Source organism: Mesorhizobium sp. LSJC280B00 (assembly GCF_000502835.1).
Lineage (GTDB): Bacteria > Pseudomonadota > Alphaproteobacteria > Rhizobiales > Rhizobiaceae > Mesorhizobium.
Genome location: NZ_AYVL01000020.1, coordinates 66,849 through 84,404, shown reverse-complemented (window position 1 = coordinate 84,404; position 17,556 = coordinate 66,849). Strand labels below are relative to the sequence as shown.

The window sequence follows — 17,556 nt, the reverse complement described above, 5'->3', positions numbered from 1 at the left end:
ATTTCCAGCCCACCTTCACAGAGCAAAAAAACACTATGATTGATTGATACGTCTCGACCAAGCTTCAGGTTCCTGCTTGAGCTGATGTTTACATCTGCCCGTACGATTAGATTAGGTGTTTTTTTTCCAATCATAGTCTGGATGAGCAGTCTCCTAATCGGAATAGCAAAACGTGAGTGCGAACGTATCATGACCACGTACAGGAATGCACAAATCTTCCTAAGCATTGTTATTTGATACGCTACGAGGGCTGTACTCCATAATAGCTTTTGTACCATTCGACAAACCGACCTATACCTTCTTCGATCGTTGTTCTCGGGCTGTATCCGACACGGTTCTTTAGTTCAGTCGTGTCCGCATACGTATCTGGGACATCACCTGGTTGCAGCGGAAAAAGCTCGATGATTGCTTTTGTTCCAAGCGCGGTCTCAAGCGCCTCTACGTACTTCGTTAGTTCCACCGGCTTGCGGTTGCCTATATTGAAAATCCTCCACGGTGCATTGCTGGTGGCTGGATCCGGCTCGGCGGAGTTCCAGTCGGGATTGGGCGCGGCGGGCTGGTCGCTCGCACGAATAACGCCCTCGGCTATGTCCTCGACGTAGGTGAAGTCGCGCGTGTGGTTGCCATTGTTGAATAATTTAATACGCTCGCCCGCAAGGATATTTTTGGTGAACTGGAAAAGCGCCATGTCCGGCCGGCCCCAGGGGCCATAGACGGTGAAGAAGCGAAGGCCAGTCGTAGGCAAGCCGAACAGATGGCTATAGCTGTGTGCCATCAGTTCGTTGGCACGCTTTGTCGCCGCATAGAACTGCAGCGGGTGGTCGGCAGGGCGATGCTCGGAAAACGGCATGTCGGTGTTCGCCCCGTAGACGCTTGAGGTGCTTGCATATGTCAAATGCGCCACACGGCTGGCGCGACACCCTTCAAGCATGTTGGTGTAGGCGATGATGTTGCTTTCCACATAGGCATGTGGGTTCTCCAGGCTGTAGCGAACCCCAGCCTGGGCGGCGAGATGGATCACGCGATCAAAGGCGTGAGCAGTAAAGCAGGCGTCCACCACGCTCTTCTCAGCCAAATTACCGCGGATGAAGTGAAAGCCAGAATTGCTTCTGCGGTTCGCTTCGTCCAGCAACCGCAATCTCGCTTCCTTGATTTCAGGGTCGTAGTAGCTGTTGACGCTGTCTATTCCGACGACCTCATCACCGCGCTCCAACAAACGTTTCGACACGTGATAGCCGATAAACCCAGCCGCGCCTGTCACCAAAATTTTCATCAGAAGCGTCCATCCGTAATTTCCTTGGGAAACAAACCTTTGATATCGTAAATGACTCCCGGGGTCTTGCGAAGGCCTTGTAGGCCGACGGCGCCCAGTGCATTAAATTGCCTGTGCCCTACTGCAACAATTACGCCGTCATAGGCCCTCGCCGGGATATCCTTCACACTCAGTACACCGAGTTCTCGTTCACATTCCTGCGGATCGACCCAAGGGTCCCAGAGGTCAACCTGCGCGTTATATTCCTTCAACTGTGCGACGAGGTCGGCGACCTTAGAATTTCGCAAATCCGGGCAGTTTTCCTTGAAGGCTGCGCCCATCACAAGAACTCGGCTGCCAACGACGGGTATTCCTTTGCGCATCATCAGCCGGGCTGTCTGGTCCGCTGCGTGTTTTCCCATGCCGTCGTTGATTCGACGGCCTGCGAGTATGACTTCCGGATGGTAACCGAGTTCTTGTGCCTTGTGGGTGAGATAGTAGGGATCTACGCCAATGCAGTGCCCGCCGACGAGGCCAGGTGTGAATCGCAAAAAATTCCATTTCGTGCCGGCGGCTTGCAAGACTTCTGACGTGTCTATGCCAAGCTTGCCAAAGATCAGCGACAGCTCATTCATCAGAGCAATGTTGAGATCTCTTTGCGTGTTCTCGATCACCTTCGCCGCCTCTGCAACAGCAATGCTGCTCGCCCGATGCGTGCCCGCAGACACAATCGACGCATATAACGCATCAATGGCGTTGGCCGCCTCTGGGGTTGATCCGCTGGTGACCTTCACGATTGTCTGAAGCCGATGCTCGTGGTCACCTGGATTGATGCGCTCCGGGCTATATCCCAAAAAGAAGTCTTCATTGTAGCGCAAACCGGAGTGTCTCTCGATAAGAGGGGCACACACCTCTTCCGTGCAGCCGGGATAAACAGTGGATTCAAAGATCACCACAGCCCCACGAGACATGACATCACCGACCATTGCGGATGCGGTAACCAGCGGCCTCAGATCCGGGCGATTGGCTTTGTCGATCGGAGTTGGAACGGTGACGATGAATATTCCGCAATCGCGCAGATCATCTTTGTTGGTCGTAAATTTCAGTCGCGAGGCCGAACTGATTTCTTCACGACTAGTTTCGAGTGTGTGGTCCTCCCCACGCCTAAGGGACTCCACTCTCGCCTGGTTGATGTCGAATCCGACCACATCCCTCGTGGCGGCGAAGGCGACTGCCAACGGCAGGCCTACATAACCTAGCCCGATGATAGCAATTTTTTTGGCATCTACGTTCATTTTTTGTGTCCTGCCTACGCTAGTCGCGGATGTCTGAACTGATCGGCAATGCATTCGCACCATCAGATAGATGCAGCCTTCGCCCAATGCCGATGATTGGAGTCGCACTCGGCCATTTGTTGGACCAAGCTACACCTCCTCGCTCGGATCGCTGCGAGCGATGTGCTCGATTCTGCACCAACTCGTGTTCTGCCTTCGAGGGACTCTCAACCAAAGACGAATCTCCGCAGCTGGAATCATCGCCTATCCACCACGTCCGCAACGCCGAAAAATTTGCACATCCAATGCCTGTTTCGTCACTGGAACCGATCTCATCAGACCCGGTTGCAACCCGCTTTATGCCAGCGGCAGGATCAAGTCGCGGAAGACAGACCGGCAACTGTCGAAGAAACTCGCAAGCCCCTTTTCAGCGCCTAGCGAGCACCGAAGCCTGTCAGCATGGTTCGGATGGTACGAAACACAATCAACACATCGAGCCAAGGGGAGAAATTCTTTATGTAGTAGAAGTCGTAGTGAAGCTTTTCCAGAACATCATCCACGGCCGCAACGTGGCCTTGGTTGACTTGTGCCCATCCGGTGATGCCAGGCCGAACGATGTGCCGATATCGATAGAATGGCAGTTCTGCTTCGTACCATTTCGAGAGCACGAGTGCTTCCGGTCTCGGGCCGATCCAGCTCATCTCGCCGTGCAGGATGTTGAAGGCCTGCGGCAACTCGTCGATCCTGGCTCGTCGCAAGAACTGTCCCAAGCGTGTGATGCGCGCGTCGCCGGGCTTCGTGATGGCTGCTTCCTTCTCGTCGCCAATGGTGGCGCTGAGCTTCATCGTTCGAAATTTATAGACCTCGTAAGGATGTCCTCCGTACCCCATTCTTTTTTGTTTAAAAAGCGCCGGCCCAGGGGAATCGAGCTTAATAGCGATCGCTACAAACAACAGCAATGGGGAAAAAACGATAAGCACAAACAACGCAGAAGACCAGTCTATAGCCTGCTTTATTTTCAGATATGCCTGATTTGGATTCAAGGAACCGAGGGTATTTTCAGAAAGATGCTCGATCTCTACCCTGCCTGTGAGAGACTCCCTGATTTGTTTGACATGATAGACCGGCGTTCCCGACAGCGCGCGATCTGCGATGTACCGCTCCCACTCATCCGATAGATCAGCCCGAAGATCAGCCACCACACCGCTCGCATACTCAACGACCGCGCCCGGCGAATGAATCCTATGCCAACTCACACCCGGTATGCTCTCCAGCCTGTCGACGTCTCCACCAGGAATTATGGCCAGCCGATATGAGTCGAGCCGTCGTGTGGCCAAGCTCAGGCCAAAATACCACAGCGTCGACTGAATAAAGCTGGCCGCCGCCTGGAACCGACTATAATCGAATCTGAAGAAGAAGATGGTTACGAACACAAGGCCGTAAGTCAGGGCGAATGTGGGCAAGATGTAGCCAGCCGCTGCGACCCCGGGAAAGTTGCCGATACGCTTGTACAGCATGTAGCCCGACGTGTGGGCGACGAGCGCTGCAAAAATCGTAACCTGCATGTTTGGCGACCAGATTACTTGCTGATTGAACGATATGCGGATGAGCGCCGGCAGCACGATAGCGAATGTCAATCCGCCAAGAAGCTGAAAGCGCATCCGAAGCAGGAGATGCCGTTTATTGGGTAAATGGATGGTGGTGGCGATCAATTTGAATCCCGCGAATTGGGCCCCATAAAAACCTGGATGTTCACTGGACAGAATGCCGCTCTCGGCCAACGCTCGAATAGGCTATGCCTTCCTTCACGACGTCCTCGCAGCGGTAGACGTTTCGCAGATCAACCATAACCGGCGTCGCCATGAGCGCACGGAGCCGTTTCAGATCCAATGACCGAAACGCATTCCATTCGGTGACGATGACGATCGCGTGCGAACCATCGGCTACTGCATAAGCGCTTTCGCAGAGCTCAATGCCCTCAATTATCTTGCGCGCTTGGTCCATGCCCACCGGATCATAGGCTTTGATCGAAGCGCCCGCGTCCTTGAGCGCCTGAATAATGGCCAATGAGGGGGCATCGCGCATATCGTCGGTGTTCGGCTTGAACGTCAGGCCAAGGATACCGACAGTCTTGCCGCGCACAGAGCCGCCGCAGGCCTCGACCACCTTGCGCGCCATCGCCCGCTTGCGCTGGTCGTTTATCGAGACCGTCGTTTCAATCAGCCGCACCGGGCTTGCCGCGTCCTGCGCGGTCTTGACCAGTGCCAGCGTATCTTTCGGGAAACAGGAGCCGCCATAGCCCGGTCCAGCATGAAGAAACTTTGCACCGATGCGGTTGTCCATGCCGATGCCGCGCGCGACGTCCTGCACATCGGCCCCCAACCTCTCGCAGAGATCGGCAATTTCGTTGATGAAGGTGATCTTCATGGCCAGAAATGCGTTGCCAGCATATTTGGTAAGCTCAGCCGTACGCCGGCTCGTATAGAATATCGGCGCGACATTCAACGAGAGTGGACGGTAGATCTCGCCCATGACGGCCTTGGCCCGTTCTGCATCGGTCCCGACAATGATGCGGTCGGGCCGCTTGAAATCCTCGATGGCCGATCCTTCGCGAAGAAATTCCGGATTGGAGACCACCGCAAAATCGGCGGCGGAATTTTGCTCGCGGATGATCCGTTCCACCTCATCGCCGGTACCTACAGGGACGGTCGATTTCGTCACCACGACCGTAAATCCTTTGAGCGCGCGGCCAACTTCGGCGGCCGCATCGTAAACGAAGGACAGATCGGCGTGCCCATCGCCACGCCGTGACGGCGTGCCGACGGCTATGAAGACGACATCCGATTGAGAAACGGCATCGGCCAGATTGTCGTCGAAACGCAAGCGACCTTGCGCGGTATTCGTGGTGACGAGGTCGTCGAGCCCTGGCTCATAGATCGGTATCTTGCCGAGTTTGAGCATGGCAAGCTTTTCCGCATCCCGGTCGACGCAGCAGACCTGATGGCCAAAGTCGGCGAAGCAGGCGCCCGAGACGAGCCCTACATAGCCGGCACCAATCATTGTTATTCGCATAGCGCGTACTCTCATTAGCGCCGACGAGACGATCTCGTCAGACAGCGCCTAGTCCCACCGAAGAACGGCTACCGCACTCCCGGGTGAAAACCCGAGAGCCGATCCTACAACAATTTGCATCGCCTCGCCGCACCTCGATGCTTACGACTATGCGATGGCGACGAGATCCCTGGTATCAAGGTCGACAGGTATCTCGCCATTCATGATCGCAACCAGAACCCGAGCCCTTCCGGCTGGATCGAGCCGGTCAAGGCGACCGATCATTTCCGCGAACGGGCCGGAAAGGATCCGAACCGAAGCACCGGCTGCGAGGCCGCCACTGAAGTCGAGCAGGCCGTGCCTGCCGGTCAACGCAATGAAGCGCTCTACCAGACCGGAGGGGACAGGCAAAGGCCGGTCCCCTTGCATGACGAGGGAGCGCACACCGAACGTTCCGTTGATCGAGCGCCAACGTTGCAGCGCGACGTCAAGGGCGATGAACATATAACCCGGGAAATAAGCTGCGGACCGTGTTTCGAGCCGCCGGGCATGACGCACGGTTTTCTCGCAGCGAGGCACAAAGGGCTCGAATCCCTGGATCCGGAGATGCCGCTCTGCGACATGCTCCTTCCCGGGAAAGACGCTGGCCGCATACCAGCGCGTTGCCGGCGTGGCGGTCGGCTCAGGCGACAGGGCTGTTGCCTTGCTCGTTGTTTTTTCCGCGCTACTCACGTGTCTTCCTTCGGCGGTCGGTGGCATGATCTCAGGTCAACGGTTACGACAGTGTGTGGATACCAGCAAGCAACCAAGCCACTAGAGTCAAGGCGGTTGGGTTAAGAATTTCCTACACATTGTCCAGAAATTTAGCTGTGCCTAAAATAATCATCGAGCCGCTTTCTTTTTCAGCTGGCTGAGATGCTATGTCGAGCAATTTATTTCCATGCGTAGGTGCTTGGTTACGCTGGTCGTGACGAATCGCCCGTTGGTTCTGGTACTTAGTCCGTCGACTTGAAGCTAATGTGACGGATGGCGTCGCGCACAAGCCTGCCGCCAGCGACAAAGATTCTGCACGGCCACACCAACTGCGGCGAAAAATCACTGTCGCGCAGAACAGGTTATCACCGCTCGACCGGCTTCACGAACGCTTCAACAGCGACCAGACAGCCGGCACCAAGCTCGCGGCCAGCGCAACCTTGATCAGATCACCGACGATAAAGGGCAACACCCCGAACTGCCAGGATTTTTCCGGGCCGATCAACAGCGCCAGCCAGGCAAAGCCCATTGCCATCATGACGATCTCGGCCACCAGCATGGCATTGAAGAGCTTGATAGGATGGCGATCCCAGCCACGGTCGGCAGCCCAGCCGACGATCGCCGCCATGACGACGAAGCCGGCTAGATAACCGCCGGTCGAACCGAGCATGTAGGCAATGCCGATGCCCTTTTCCGGGGTGCTCTGGAAGACTGGAACGCCCAATGCGCCCTCGGCCATGTAGAGGAGCAGCGTGGCGACGCCGAGGCGCATGCCGAAGGCGGCGGCGATCAGCAAGACGGCGAGCGTCTGCATCGAGATATCGACCGGTCCGAGCATGACCTTGCTCTTGGCAGACAAGATCAGCAGCAGCGTTCCGGCGATCGCCAGCAAAAGCTGTCCCGCCAGCCGGGCCGTGCCCTTTTCAGGCAGAGCGAGAGAAATGAGCGGACGCATCGTCGTTGCAATTGCCATGGTCTTCCCCGTTCCGGATTGCCGCCAAACGCGGCCTTGCGTTTTCCTATATTGGCTTCCGTGCTATGCGGCAATCGGTTTTGCCCTCGCCCCAAAAAGGTCGCGACGTTCGCATGGCGCTGAAATTCGACACACGCTTCGATCCGGCCTACGGCCAGGGCGTGAGCGTTGCGCCCGACGTGCTTCGAATCACGGCCCCGAATCCAAGCCCGTTCACGTTTCACGGAACCAACAGCTATATCGTCGGGCGCGAGACGCTGGCGGTGATCGATCCGGGTCCGGATGACGAGGCACATCTTCAAACGCTGCTCGAAGCGATAGGGACGAGGCCGGTCAGCCATATCTTCGTCAGCCACACGCATCGCGACCATTCGCCCCTGGCGGCGCGGCTGAAGCAGCACACCGGTGCGGCGGTTCTGGCGGAAGGCCGGCATCGCCCGGCGCGGCCGTTGCGCACCGGCGAGGTCAATCCATTCGATGCCAGCGCCGACACCGACTTTGTTCCTGATATCGCGCTGCCGGACGATATGGTCATCGACGGCGACGGCTGGGCGATCCGGACGGTGCTGACGCCCGGCCATACCGCCAATCACGCGGCCTTCGCGCTGGAGGGAACCGGCATCCTTTTCTCGGCTGATCACGTCATGGCGTGGTCGACTTCCATCGTCGCGCCGCCGGACGGCGCCATGGCCGACTACATGACATCGCTCGATCGGCTCATCGAACGTGACGACCGGCTGCTGCTGCCCGGCCATGGCGGGCCGGTGACCGAGCCGCGCAACTTCATGCGCGGATTGAAAACGCATCGAAAAATACGCGAACGCGCAATTCTGGAGCGGATCAACAACGGCGACCGGACAATCAAGGACATGGTGGACGCGATCTATCGCGACACCGACCCGCGCCTGCATGGCGCGGCCGGCCTGTCGGTGCTTGCCCATCTGGAAGACCTGGTGGCGCAGGGCCTGGTCCACACCGACGGCGCGCCGGCTATCGACGGCATCTATTCGCCGGCAACGCAGCACACTTCGGATATCATTCCGCCGGCGCCACGCCCACCTGGCCGGCGACTTCCTGGTCGAGTTCGGAAAGGAAATCGGTGATGCGCGCTGCATTGTCGCCAAGGTCGTAGCGGCCGTAACGCGAGGCCGAGCGCATATCGACGATGACCGCATCGCCGTCGTCGGTCACGCGGATGGCGACATCGGCGGGAAGACCAAGCAGCAAGCTGTTGGCCAGCGCATGGACCGTCACGTCGCTTTGCCCCGCTGCGTCTGGAAACGGCGCCGTGAGCTGCCAGCCGCGCCGATCGAGCACGGTTTTGACCGCCTCCAGAATGCGATCGAAAGGCAAGGTGTAGCTGCGTCCGGTAACAAGCGGATAAGCTTCGATTTGCAGGCGCTGCTCGCCGGGTGTCGGCGGCAAAAGCTCGTTCATATCCTTTGTCCGGGTAGAAATATCGAGCGCCGGCGGGTCGTCGAAATTCGTCGAGATGTCGCGCAGCGGCGGATAGGTCGCCGCCCAATAGGCCCCGACAGCGTAAGGGATGAGCACCAGAAACGCCAGCAAGGCGCCGGCGGTCAGGTCTTGGCCGCCACGATCACCGAAGTTCCACAATCGCGCGAAGGCAAACCCGGCAAACAAAAGCGCAAACGCGGCGAGCAAGGCGACAATGCCAAGCACCCATAGGAAAGCTTGGGTCTCGACGAGGTCATAGCGATGGCCGATGAGAGCGGTCAGCAGCAGGACTGCCGAAAACGCGCCGGCGCGCCGCGACCAACCGGCAGCCCTCGACGTTTGTCGCTCGGGAATTCCCGTCATTGGTTTCCGCGCTGCCCCAACCCGAACACAGGCATAGTGCCTTTCAGCGGCGGCTTGAAGACGCAAAGACGCTGCATCTCCGGTCAATCCGTCGGCAGGTGATAATCTCGGAACTGCTGGCGCAAGGTAATCTTCTGGATCTTGCCGGCAGCGGTGTGTGGGATTTCGCCGACAAAGGCGACGTCGTCCGGCATCCACCACTTCGCCACCTTGCCGTCCATGAAGGCGAGGATGTCCGTCTTGGTCGGTTCCCTGCCCGGCTTACGCACGACCACGAGCAAAGGCCGCTCGCCCCATTTCGAATGCGGAATGCCGATGGCGGCGGCCTCCGCCACATCGGGATGGCCGACCGCGAGGTTCTCGAGCTCGATGGTCGAGATCCATTCGCCGCCCGACTTGATCACGTCCTTGGCGCGGTCGGTGATCTGCATATAGCCTCCGGGGTCGATATGCGCGACGTCACCGGTATCGAACCAGCCGTCTTGATCGAAATGTTCGGATCCGATGCCGCCATAATAGGCGCGCGCGACGGCCGGCCCGCGGACCTTGAGCCGGCCGAAGGTCTTGCCGTCCCATGGCAGTTCGTTGCCGGCGTCGTCCGTCACCTTCATTTCGATGCCGAATGGCGTAAAGCCTTGCTTCTGCTGGACGTCGAGGCGGGCTTCACCCTTCAGCCCGGCATAGTCCGGCTTCAGGGTGCACAGCGTGCCGAGCGGCGACATCTCGGTCATGCCCCACGCGTGGACGACCTGGACACCGTAATTGTCCTGGAACTTCGTCGTGAGCGCGCGTGGACAGGACGAGCCGCCGATGACGACTTTCTGCAGATAGGGCAGTTTCTTGCCGGTCTCTTCCAGATGCTGGAGGAGCATCATCCACACCGTCGGCACGGCGGCGCTGAAGGTCACCTGCTCGGTGTCGAGCAGCTCGTAGAGCGAAGCCCCATCCATCTTACAGCCGGGCATGACCAGCTTGGCGCCGATCATCGGCGCGCTCTGGGCAAGGCCCCAGGCGTTGGCGTGAAACATCGGCACGACCGGCAATATAGTATCGCGTGACGACAGGCCCATGGCGTCGGGCATCGCGGCGATCATGGCGTGCAGCACGTTCGAACGATGGCTGTAGAGGACGCCCTTCGGGTCGCCCGTCGTGCCGGATGTGTAGCACATGCCGGCGGCGGTGTTTTCATCGAATGTCTTCCAGGCGAAGTTGCCGTCGGCTCCAGCAAGCCATTCTTCGTACGCAACCACATTGGGCAGCGCAGTCTCCGGCATATGCGCGTTGTCGGTCAGCACGATAACCTGCTTCAGCGACTTGACCGCGCCGGCGATCTTTTCGAGCAGCGGCAGGAAGGTCAGGTCGACGAACATCGCCTTGTCCCCGGCATTGTTCATGATCCAGGTGATCTGCTCGGGAAAGAGCCGCGGGTTGAGCGTGTGATAGATGGCGCCGACACCCATGATGCCGTACCAGGCCTCGATGTGGCGCGCGGTGTTCCAGGCCAGGGTCGCGATGCGGTCGCCAAGCCCGAAACCGTCACGCTCGAGCCGCTCGGCGACCTTCAGGGCACGATCATGGATTTCGGCATATGTGCTGCGCACGATCGGCCCCTCGATCGAACGCGACACGATTTCGCGGCTGCCGTGCTGCCTCTCAGCATTATCGATCAGCTTATGGCAAAGCAGCGGCCATTCCTGCATCAGCCCGAGCATCTTGTTCCTCCCGGTTATTTTTTCGCCATTGTGGGACGAACCGGCGGATTGTCCAGCCAGGATCGGGCTGGAGCGGGGCATGGAGCCAATTGAGGCCGAATTCGCCACAATCCGGCCATGCTCGGCGTTAACGTTGATTAACGGCGGGGCGCGATTGGCGAATGAAAGAGGTTCGCATGGACGCGCAGCTCGACGACAAAGCCCTCGAAAATACGCTTGCCGAAAGCCTGGCCGATCTGGTGGCGACCGACGTGGCGCCGGCCGATCTGGTTCCCGGCGCCAAAACCGTTTCCGAAGATGAATTCGTCGAGGTCGTTGGCGGCGCTCTCGAGGCGGTCGGCGGCACACTCTTGTTCAAGATGTGCGTCGAGAACGAGGGCGAAGCCCAGCACGTTGCCGCCGCATCGGTCGGCGATGCCGGCAATCGCCAGTTCCTGCTGCTCACCTTGCCGACCAGCGGTGGTGCGCTGAAGGTCGAGACCACCTCGAAAAGCACCAACCCGGTGGCCGGGATTGCCGCCGCCTATGCCGGGCTGATGGACGCATTCCAGGCCGCCGCCTAATTCTAGGCGAGGTATCGGAGGAAAGCGCGAGACTTGCCCCCGTGGGGCGATGCCCGCCTGGTGGCAGGCAGCTATTGCGCAAGGCTCTTGCCAGACACATCTTGGGGTAGAGGCAAGGAGATCCGATATGGACCAGATCGCAAACCCGTCACCCGGCTTTCAGCGCAATCCTGGCAAGGTCATCACAGTCGAGCCTTACAAGGGCACCGTGACGGTGCGCGCCGGCGATGTCGTCATCGCTTCGTCCAACAAGGTCAAAGTGCTGACCGAATCGCCCTACCCCCCGGTTTTCTACATTCCGTTCGGCGACATCGACTTCAAACAGCTTGGCAAGACCGAACACTCGACCCATTGCCCCTATAAGGGCGATGCCAGCTATTGGAGCGTGCTGCCCGCCGGCGATGCAGGCAAGGATGCGATGTGGGCCTATGAGCGGCCGTTCGACGAGATGGCCGATATCCGCGACCACGGCGCGTTCTATCCGAACAAGGTGACCATCGAGGCCACGCCCGACTGATCAGTCGGTGGTGCCTTCATCGCCGACGCCGTCGGCATCGTCGAGACGCACGAAGGTGAGGCCCTTGGCCTTCAGCGCCAGAAGTCCCTGCACCACGCCTTCGCCGGCCGCATGGGTCGGCTGGTTGATGTGAGCGATGATGACGTCGCCGTCCTTTGCCGCGGCAATGCGCCGGGCGGTCTCTTTTGCGCCGAGCAATGACCCGCCATCGCCGTTGATTGAGAATCCGGCGATCTTGAAACCAAGCTTGCGTATCATCGCGATTGCCGACGGGCTGTATTCGGCGGTTGCGCCGCGAAACCATTTCGGCGCCGGTTCGCCGGTCACGGCGAGAGCGGCAGCACCCGATTCGACCTCGGCCAGCACGGCCTCCGGGCTGCCGGCACTGCGAATGCCGTAGATCTTTTGCGGCGTGTCGACGGCCGGGACATGGCGGCCGCCATGGTTTTCCAATTCAAACATTTCGGGATGCGCCCGCATGATCTCGACGGCGGCGGCGTTGTGCTTCAGCCAGATGCCGGTGACGAAAATGGTGGCAGGAATCTTGTTTTCCACCAGCGCCGAGAGAATCCGTGTGTCGGTCCTTCCGCCGCACGCATCGAGCGTCAGCGCGACGCGGCCGCCGCCCGCCTCGGTCTTGATGTGCAGCGTCGGTGCGACGAGCAACTGGGCGTTGCCAGGAGAAACAGCCCACAGCGATATCGCAATGGCGCAAAAATACTTTTGGAACGGGCGCATCGATTATTTCCAGGTCGGCCGGTTCAAAGTTGAAGCGGCGACCCCAAGACCGCCATCAAGGCGGAAATCGGGACGATGCCCCTGCAAAAGCGTCGGCAGCGGCAATTTGACCGCCGGCCTGACCTTTGGCAAGCGCGAGGTCACAATGCGTGCTCCACGTCCTTAACCTTACGTGAAAGGATCGCGAGCACCGCGTCGACCACCGCTTTGACCTCAAGTCGCCAGACGCAGCAAGCCTTGCTCGGATCGGGTCGGCGGCACAGGTCCCTGGCTATGCACTCGCAAGGCATGGAGGGCCGCGGCGTAACATTGGCCACGCCGACAGGACCCCACACGGCCGGGTCGGTCAGGCCGAAGAGGCCGACAACCGGCGTTCCGGCGGCGGCGGCCATGTGCATCGGGCCACTCTCGTTTCCCAGAAACAGGCGTGCCTGGCCGAGGACCGCCAGCAGCGTTGCCAGCGACAGCGCCCCGACCACGTTGACGACCGGCGAAGCGGCCTTGGCGACGATGCGCTCGGCAGATGCCCGTTCATCGGGGCCGCCGACAAGCAGGAAGTCCAACCCGGTCTGCCGCGAGATCTCGTCGATCGCCAGCGCAAAACGTTCCGGCTGCCATTGCCGCCCCCGGAAGCTCGCTCCTGCATGAACGGCTATGAAGGCGTTACGCCGGAGATGATGCCGGTCGAGAAGCGCCAATGCCCTGGCGGTCTCCAGCGGCAGCGGCTCAATCGTTGGGACCGGCGCACGCAACTCCACGCCAAGCGCCTCAAGCGGCGAAAGATAGCGGTAGAGATAATGCTGGCCACCAAAGCCAAACGGCTTGGCTAGGACGTTGGCGGGCTGGCGTTCCAGCCAGCGTAACGGTTTTTCGGGAGGATCATATCCAACGCGGGTCTTGGCGTTGACGAGCCTGACGATGATGCGTGAGGTTTTGGAATCGGCCAGGTCGACGGTCAGGTCAAACCGGATCCGGCGCAGAGCGCGCACCATCGCGTAAAGCTCGCGACCACGCTGCACAGGGGTGCCACGCATCCGTACGCGCTGGAACGCCACCACGTCCGAGGCGATGCCATGAGCCAACAGGAAACTGGCAAATTTCGCCTCGCAAAGGAACACTATCCTGGCCTTTGGATATTGGAGGCGCAGATTTCTGGCGAGCGCGGAAGCGAGGACAAGATCGCCGATGAATTTCGTCTGGAGGATGAGAATCGAGCGGACGTGCGTGGGCGGGTTCTGCAACATCTGTTTCTGGCACCGGGGCGGGTTCGGAGGCCGGAAACTGGGCAGAAACGATGTCGGGATTTGGAGCCGACAGACGCACGTTCGCGTGAATTCGGTTACAAATCGGTAAGGTCAGATGCCGGTGGACTCCAACTCCTATCCGCGGCCGTTCTTTGCAGCCTGCACCGCCGCTTGCGCGGCGGCCAGCCTGGCGATCGGCACCCGGTATGGCGAGCACGAGACGTAGTCGAGGCCGACCTTTTCGCAGAAATGGATCGAGGCCGGGTCGCCGCCATGCTCGCCGCAAATACCGAGCTTGATGTCGGGCCGTGTCGCCCTGCCCTTTTCGGCCGCCATCCGCACCAGCTCGCCGACACCCTCTATGTCGAGTGACACGAATGGATCCTGCTCGATGATGCCTTTTTTGCGGTAAGTCTCGAGGAACGAGGCCGCGTCGTCGCGCGAGATGCCGAAGGTGGTCTGGGTCAAATCGTTGGTGCCGAAAGAGAAGAATTCGGCCGCCTCGGCGATGACATGGGCGCGGATCGCGGCGCGCGGCAGCTCGATCATCGTGCCTGTCAGATAATCGATCCTGACGCCGGTCTCCTCCATCACGCTTTTGGCCACAGCGTCGATGCGCGCCTTGACGAAGTCGAGCTCCTTTACCAACCCGACCAGCGGCACCATGATTTCGGGGACCACCAGCGCGCCGGCCTTCCTGCCGGCCTCCACGGCCGCCTCGAAAATGGCTCGTGCCTGCATCTCGGCGATTTCGGGATATGAGACGGCAAGCCGGCAGCCGCGATGGCCGAGCATCGGATTAAACTCATGCAACGCTTCGGTGCGCCGCCGGAGCTTGTCCGGCGACACATTCATGGCGGCGGCGACCTCGGCCACCTCCTCCTCGGTCTTGGGCAGGAATTCGTGCAGCGGCGGATCGAGCAGGCGGATCGTCACCGGCAGCCCGGCCATGATCTCGAACAGTTCGAGGAAATCCGAGCGCTGCATCGGCAACAGCTTGGCCAGCGCCGTTCGGCGGTCCTTTTCGGTATCGGCCAGGATCATCTCGCGCATGGCAACGATGCGGTCACCGTCGAAGAACATGTGCTCCGTGCGGCAAAGCCCGATGCCTTCGGCGCCGAAGGACCGCGCCATGCGCGCATCGAGCGGCGTCTCGGCGTTTGTGCGCACCTTCATGCGGCGCGCGCCGTCGGCCCATTCCATGATGGCGGCGAAATCGCCCGAGAGTTCCGGCTGCAGCATCGGTACGGCACCCTTCAGCACCTGGCCGTTGCCGCCGTCGATGGTGATGATGTCGCCCTTGCGGAAGGTCGCGCCCATCGCCATCAGCGTGCCGGCTTTGTAGTCGACGCGCAGCGAGCCGGCGCCCGAAACGCAAGGTTTGCCCATGCCGCGCGCCACCACGGCGGCGTGGCTGGTCATGCCGCCGCGCGTCGTCAGGATGCCTTCGGCCGCATGCATGCCGTGGATGTCTTCGGGGCTGGTCTCGATGCGCACCAGGATCGCCTTGCGGCCTTGTGTCTTGGCCTCCTCGGCGTCGTTCGAGGAAAACACGATTTCGCCGGTGGCAGCACCTGGCGATGCCGGCAGGCCGACGCCGATGATATCGCGCGCCGCCTTTGGATCGATCGTGGGATGCAGCAACTGGTCGAGCGAGGCCGGATCAATGCGGGCGACGGCCTCCTCCTTCGAGATCAGCCCGTCCCTGGCCATGTCGACCGCAATCTTCAGCGCTGCCTTGGCGGTGCGCTTGCCTGACCTGGTCTGCAGCATCCACAATTTGCCGCGTTCAATGGTGAATTCGAGATCCTGCATGTCGCGGTAGTGCTTTTCCAGGCGGTCGGAGATGCTGACGAAAGCCTGGAAGGCGTCCGGCATCAGCTTCTGCAGCGACGGCTTGTCGGAACCGGCGGCAATGCGCGCCGCCTCGGTGATGTTCTGCGGCGTGCGGATGCCGGCAACGACATCCTCGCCCTGGGCGTTGACCAGGAACTCGCCATAGAGCTGCTTTTCGCCGGTCGAGGGGTTGCGGGTGAAGGCAACGCCGGTGGCCGAGGTGTCGCCCATATTGCCGAAGACCATGGCCTGGACGTTGACCGCCGTGCCCCAGCTTGCGGGAATATCGTGCAGGCGCCGGTAGGTGATGGCGCGGTTGTTCATCCAGCTGGAAAACACCGCACCGATGGCGCCCCACAGCTGCTCGTTCGGATCCTGCGGAAACGGCTTGCCGAGCTCCTCCTCGACCTTAGCCTTGTAGAGCGCGATTACGCCTTGCCATTCGATGGCTGTCAGCTCGGTGTCGAGCTCATGGCCGAGGCCGCCCTTCTGGTCTTCGAGGATTTCCTCGAACACCTCATGGTCGAGGCCCATGACGACGTCGGAATACATCTGGATGAAACGGCGATAGCTGTCATAGGCAAAGCGCGGATCGCCTGAATCGGCGGCCAAGGCTTCAACCGTCTCGTCGTTCAGGCCGAGATTGAGCACGGTGTCCATCATGCCTGGCATCGAGGCGCGCGCCCCTGAGCGAACCGACACCAAAAGCAGTTTCGAGGGATCGCCGAAACGGCGTCCGGTCAGCCGACCGATATCGTCGAGCGCGACCGCAACGTCCGCCTCCAGCGAAGTCGGGTACGTGTGGCCGTTGGCGTAATAGGCGTTGCAGACCTCGGTGGTGATGGTGAAGCCCGGCGGCACCGGCAGGCCCAGGCTGCACATTTCGGCAAGGTTGGCGCCCTTGCCGCCGAGCAGATTGCGGTCGCCGGCACGGCCTTCCGCCGCGCCGTCGCCAAAGGTGTAGACCCATTTGGTCATGCTTGCCCCCGGTTTGCAGGAGATTGGAAAGGTTTAAATCGAGCGATATGATGCTGCAGTGCGAAAGGCAAGGCATCGGCCAAGCCGACCGGCCTCTACAATCGATTAAGGAAAAGCGGCGCCGAAAAGACTTGCTTTTTGGAAAGCTTTGCTCCAGAACATAACGAGAACAAAAGGCAGAGCGATGAGAATGGCCGGAAAGCTAGATTATCTGGAAATGCCAGCGGCAGGCGGAACGCTGGACAGCGTGAAGGCTTTCTCCAGCGCAGCCTTGTCATGGTCGTTCACCGATTACGGGCCGACCTATTCAGCTTTTGCCGAAGGGCTGGACGGCGGTTTTCAGGCGGATGGCCAAGATGCGCCGGCCAAGCCGCTGCCCGTGCTCTATTCCGAAAGGCTGGAGGAAACATTAAGCGCCGTCGAGAACGCCGGCGGCACCGTCGTCAAGCCGATCTTTTCATTCCCCGGCGGCAGGCGGTTCCATTTCGTCGATCCGGTTGGCAATGAAGTGGCGGTGTGGGGTGAATAGATCCGTTTAAAGTAGCGATTGCAAAACTGGTGGATTGGCCGCGCATAGTCGATATGTCGGCATTGAGCTTTCTCCCGGCTCGTCCTATAAGGCCGCGCGCACAGCGGGCACCCTCCGGCTGTTGGGGCGTAGCCAAGTGGTAAGGCATCGGTTTTTGGTACCGACATTCCCAGGTTCGAATCCTGGCGCCCCAGCCAGTTCTCCAATTCTGACGATCCCCCGAGTCGTAATCTCAGTTGCAGACACCTTGGTCGCGGACTGGTATCTGCGGTATCTGTCCACAACAAATTGGTGTCTCCGGCAGAGAGCGCGATC

At 59.9% G+C, this 17,556-nt stretch carries 15 protein-coding genes and 1 tRNA gene; 5 read left to right on the top strand and 11 right to left on the bottom strand.

All coding sequences use genetic code 11. From position 1 onward, the window contains the following. Window positions 1-241: 241 nt before the first annotated feature. The 6 genes from X773_RS63885 to X773_RS63865 form a co-directional block, all read right to left on the bottom strand. On the bottom strand, window positions 242-1,273 hold the full coding sequence (locus tag X773_RS63885; RefSeq protein WP_023678750.1) for an NAD-dependent epimerase: 1,032 nt from the start codon (window positions 1,271-1,273) through the stop codon (window positions 242-244). Beyond that, window positions 1,273-2,547, bottom strand: a complete 1,275-nt coding sequence (locus X773_RS63880) for a nucleotide sugar dehydrogenase (protein ID WP_023678749.1) — start codon at window positions 2,545-2,547, stop codon at window positions 1,273-1,275. Before X773_RS63880 ends, X773_RS63885 begins: the two co-directional genes overlap by 1 nt. 413 nt (window positions 2,548-2,960) lie before the next feature. Next, window positions 2,961-4,238: a sugar transferase gene (locus X773_RS63875; protein ID WP_245274766.1), complete on the bottom strand. Its 1,278-nt coding sequence runs from the start codon at window positions 4,236-4,238 to the stop codon at window positions 2,961-2,963. Window positions 4,239-4,278: 40 nt separating this feature from the next. Continuing rightward, complete coding sequence (locus X773_RS63870; protein WP_023678747.1) at window positions 4,279-5,598, bottom strand: UDP-glucose/GDP-mannose dehydrogenase family protein; 1,320 nt, start codon at window positions 5,596-5,598, stop codon at window positions 4,279-4,281. Window positions 5,599-5,745: 147 nt separating this feature from the next. Beyond that, window positions 5,746-6,336 (bottom strand): transcription termination/antitermination NusG family protein, encoded by a 591-nt coding sequence (locus X773_RS74925; protein ID WP_023678746.1) that lies wholly within the window; start codon window positions 6,334-6,336, stop codon window positions 5,746-5,748. A gap of 376 nt (window positions 6,337-6,712) precedes the next feature. Continuing rightward, window positions 6,713-7,303, bottom strand: a complete 591-nt coding sequence (locus X773_RS63865; RefSeq protein ID WP_023678745.1) for a biotin transporter BioY — start codon at window positions 7,301-7,303, stop codon at window positions 6,713-6,715. Window positions 7,304-7,416: 113 nt separating this feature from the next. Here X773_RS63865 and X773_RS63860 point away from each other — a divergent pair, with 113 nt between their 5' ends. Next, window positions 7,417-8,406, top strand: a complete 990-nt coding sequence (locus tag X773_RS63860; protein WP_023678744.1) for an MBL fold metallo-hydrolase — start codon at window positions 7,417-7,419, stop codon at window positions 8,404-8,406. Here the strand turns inward: X773_RS63860 and X773_RS63855 are convergent. Both X773_RS63855 and X773_RS63850 read right to left on the bottom strand, forming a co-directional pair. Further along, window positions 8,339-9,124, bottom strand: coding sequence for a DUF1499 domain-containing protein (locus X773_RS63855; protein ID WP_023678743.1), 786 nt, complete (start codon window positions 9,122-9,124; stop codon window positions 8,339-8,341). The genes X773_RS63860 and X773_RS63855 overlap by 68 nt on opposite strands. 83 nt (window positions 9,125-9,207) lie before the next feature. After that, window positions 9,208-10,836: a fatty-acid--CoA ligase gene (locus X773_RS63850; RefSeq protein WP_023678742.1), complete on the bottom strand. Its 1,629-nt coding sequence runs from the start codon at window positions 10,834-10,836 to the stop codon at window positions 9,208-9,210. Between the two features lie 176 nt (window positions 10,837-11,012). On the opposite strand from X773_RS63850, the gene X773_RS63845 reads away from it, so the two are divergent. Together X773_RS63845 and X773_RS63840 are read left to right on the top strand one after the other, a co-directional pair. After that, window positions 11,013-11,399, top strand: a complete 387-nt coding sequence (locus X773_RS63845) for a hypothetical protein (protein WP_023678741.1) — start codon at window positions 11,013-11,015, stop codon at window positions 11,397-11,399. A 127-nt stretch (window positions 11,400-11,526) separates the two neighbouring features. Next, window positions 11,527-11,916 carry a DUF427 domain-containing protein gene (locus tag X773_RS63840; protein WP_023678740.1) on the top strand — a complete coding sequence of 130 codons (390 nt, stop codon included), beginning with the start codon at window positions 11,527-11,529 and terminating at the stop codon, window positions 11,914-11,916. Here X773_RS63840 and X773_RS63835 read toward each other — a convergent pair whose 3' ends face one another. From X773_RS63835 to ppdK, 3 genes are all read right to left on the bottom strand, one after another. Then, the gene (locus X773_RS63835) at window positions 11,917-12,654 is read right to left on the bottom strand and encodes a polysaccharide deacetylase family protein (RefSeq protein WP_023678739.1); all 738 of its coding nucleotides are present in this window, start codon (window positions 12,652-12,654) and stop codon (window positions 11,917-11,919) included. It lies immediately after the preceding gene. 140 nt (window positions 12,655-12,794) lie between these two features. Continuing rightward, window positions 12,795-13,898 (bottom strand): glycosyltransferase family 9 protein, encoded by a 1,104-nt coding sequence (locus tag X773_RS63830; protein ID WP_023678737.1) that lies wholly within the window; start codon window positions 13,896-13,898, stop codon window positions 12,795-12,797. A 135-nt stretch (window positions 13,899-14,033) separates the two neighbouring features. Further along, window positions 14,034-16,712 (bottom strand): pyruvate, phosphate dikinase, encoded by a 2,679-nt coding sequence (gene ppdK / locus X773_RS63825; protein WP_023678736.1) that lies wholly within the window; start codon window positions 16,710-16,712, stop codon window positions 14,034-14,036. A 184-nt stretch (window positions 16,713-16,896) separates the two neighbouring features. Here ppdK and X773_RS63820 point away from each other — a divergent pair, with 184 nt between their 5' ends. Both X773_RS63820 and X773_RS63815 read left to right on the top strand, forming a co-directional pair. Further along, window positions 16,897-17,241 carry a glyoxalase gene (locus X773_RS63820; RefSeq protein ID WP_023678735.1) on the top strand — a complete coding sequence of 115 codons (345 nt, stop codon included), beginning with the start codon at window positions 16,897-16,899 and terminating at the stop codon, window positions 17,239-17,241. Window positions 17,242-17,363: 122 nt separating this feature from the next. Beyond that, a tRNA-Gln gene (locus tag X773_RS63815) sits at window positions 17,364-17,438 on the top strand. Window positions 17,439-17,556 lie beyond the last annotated feature (118 nt).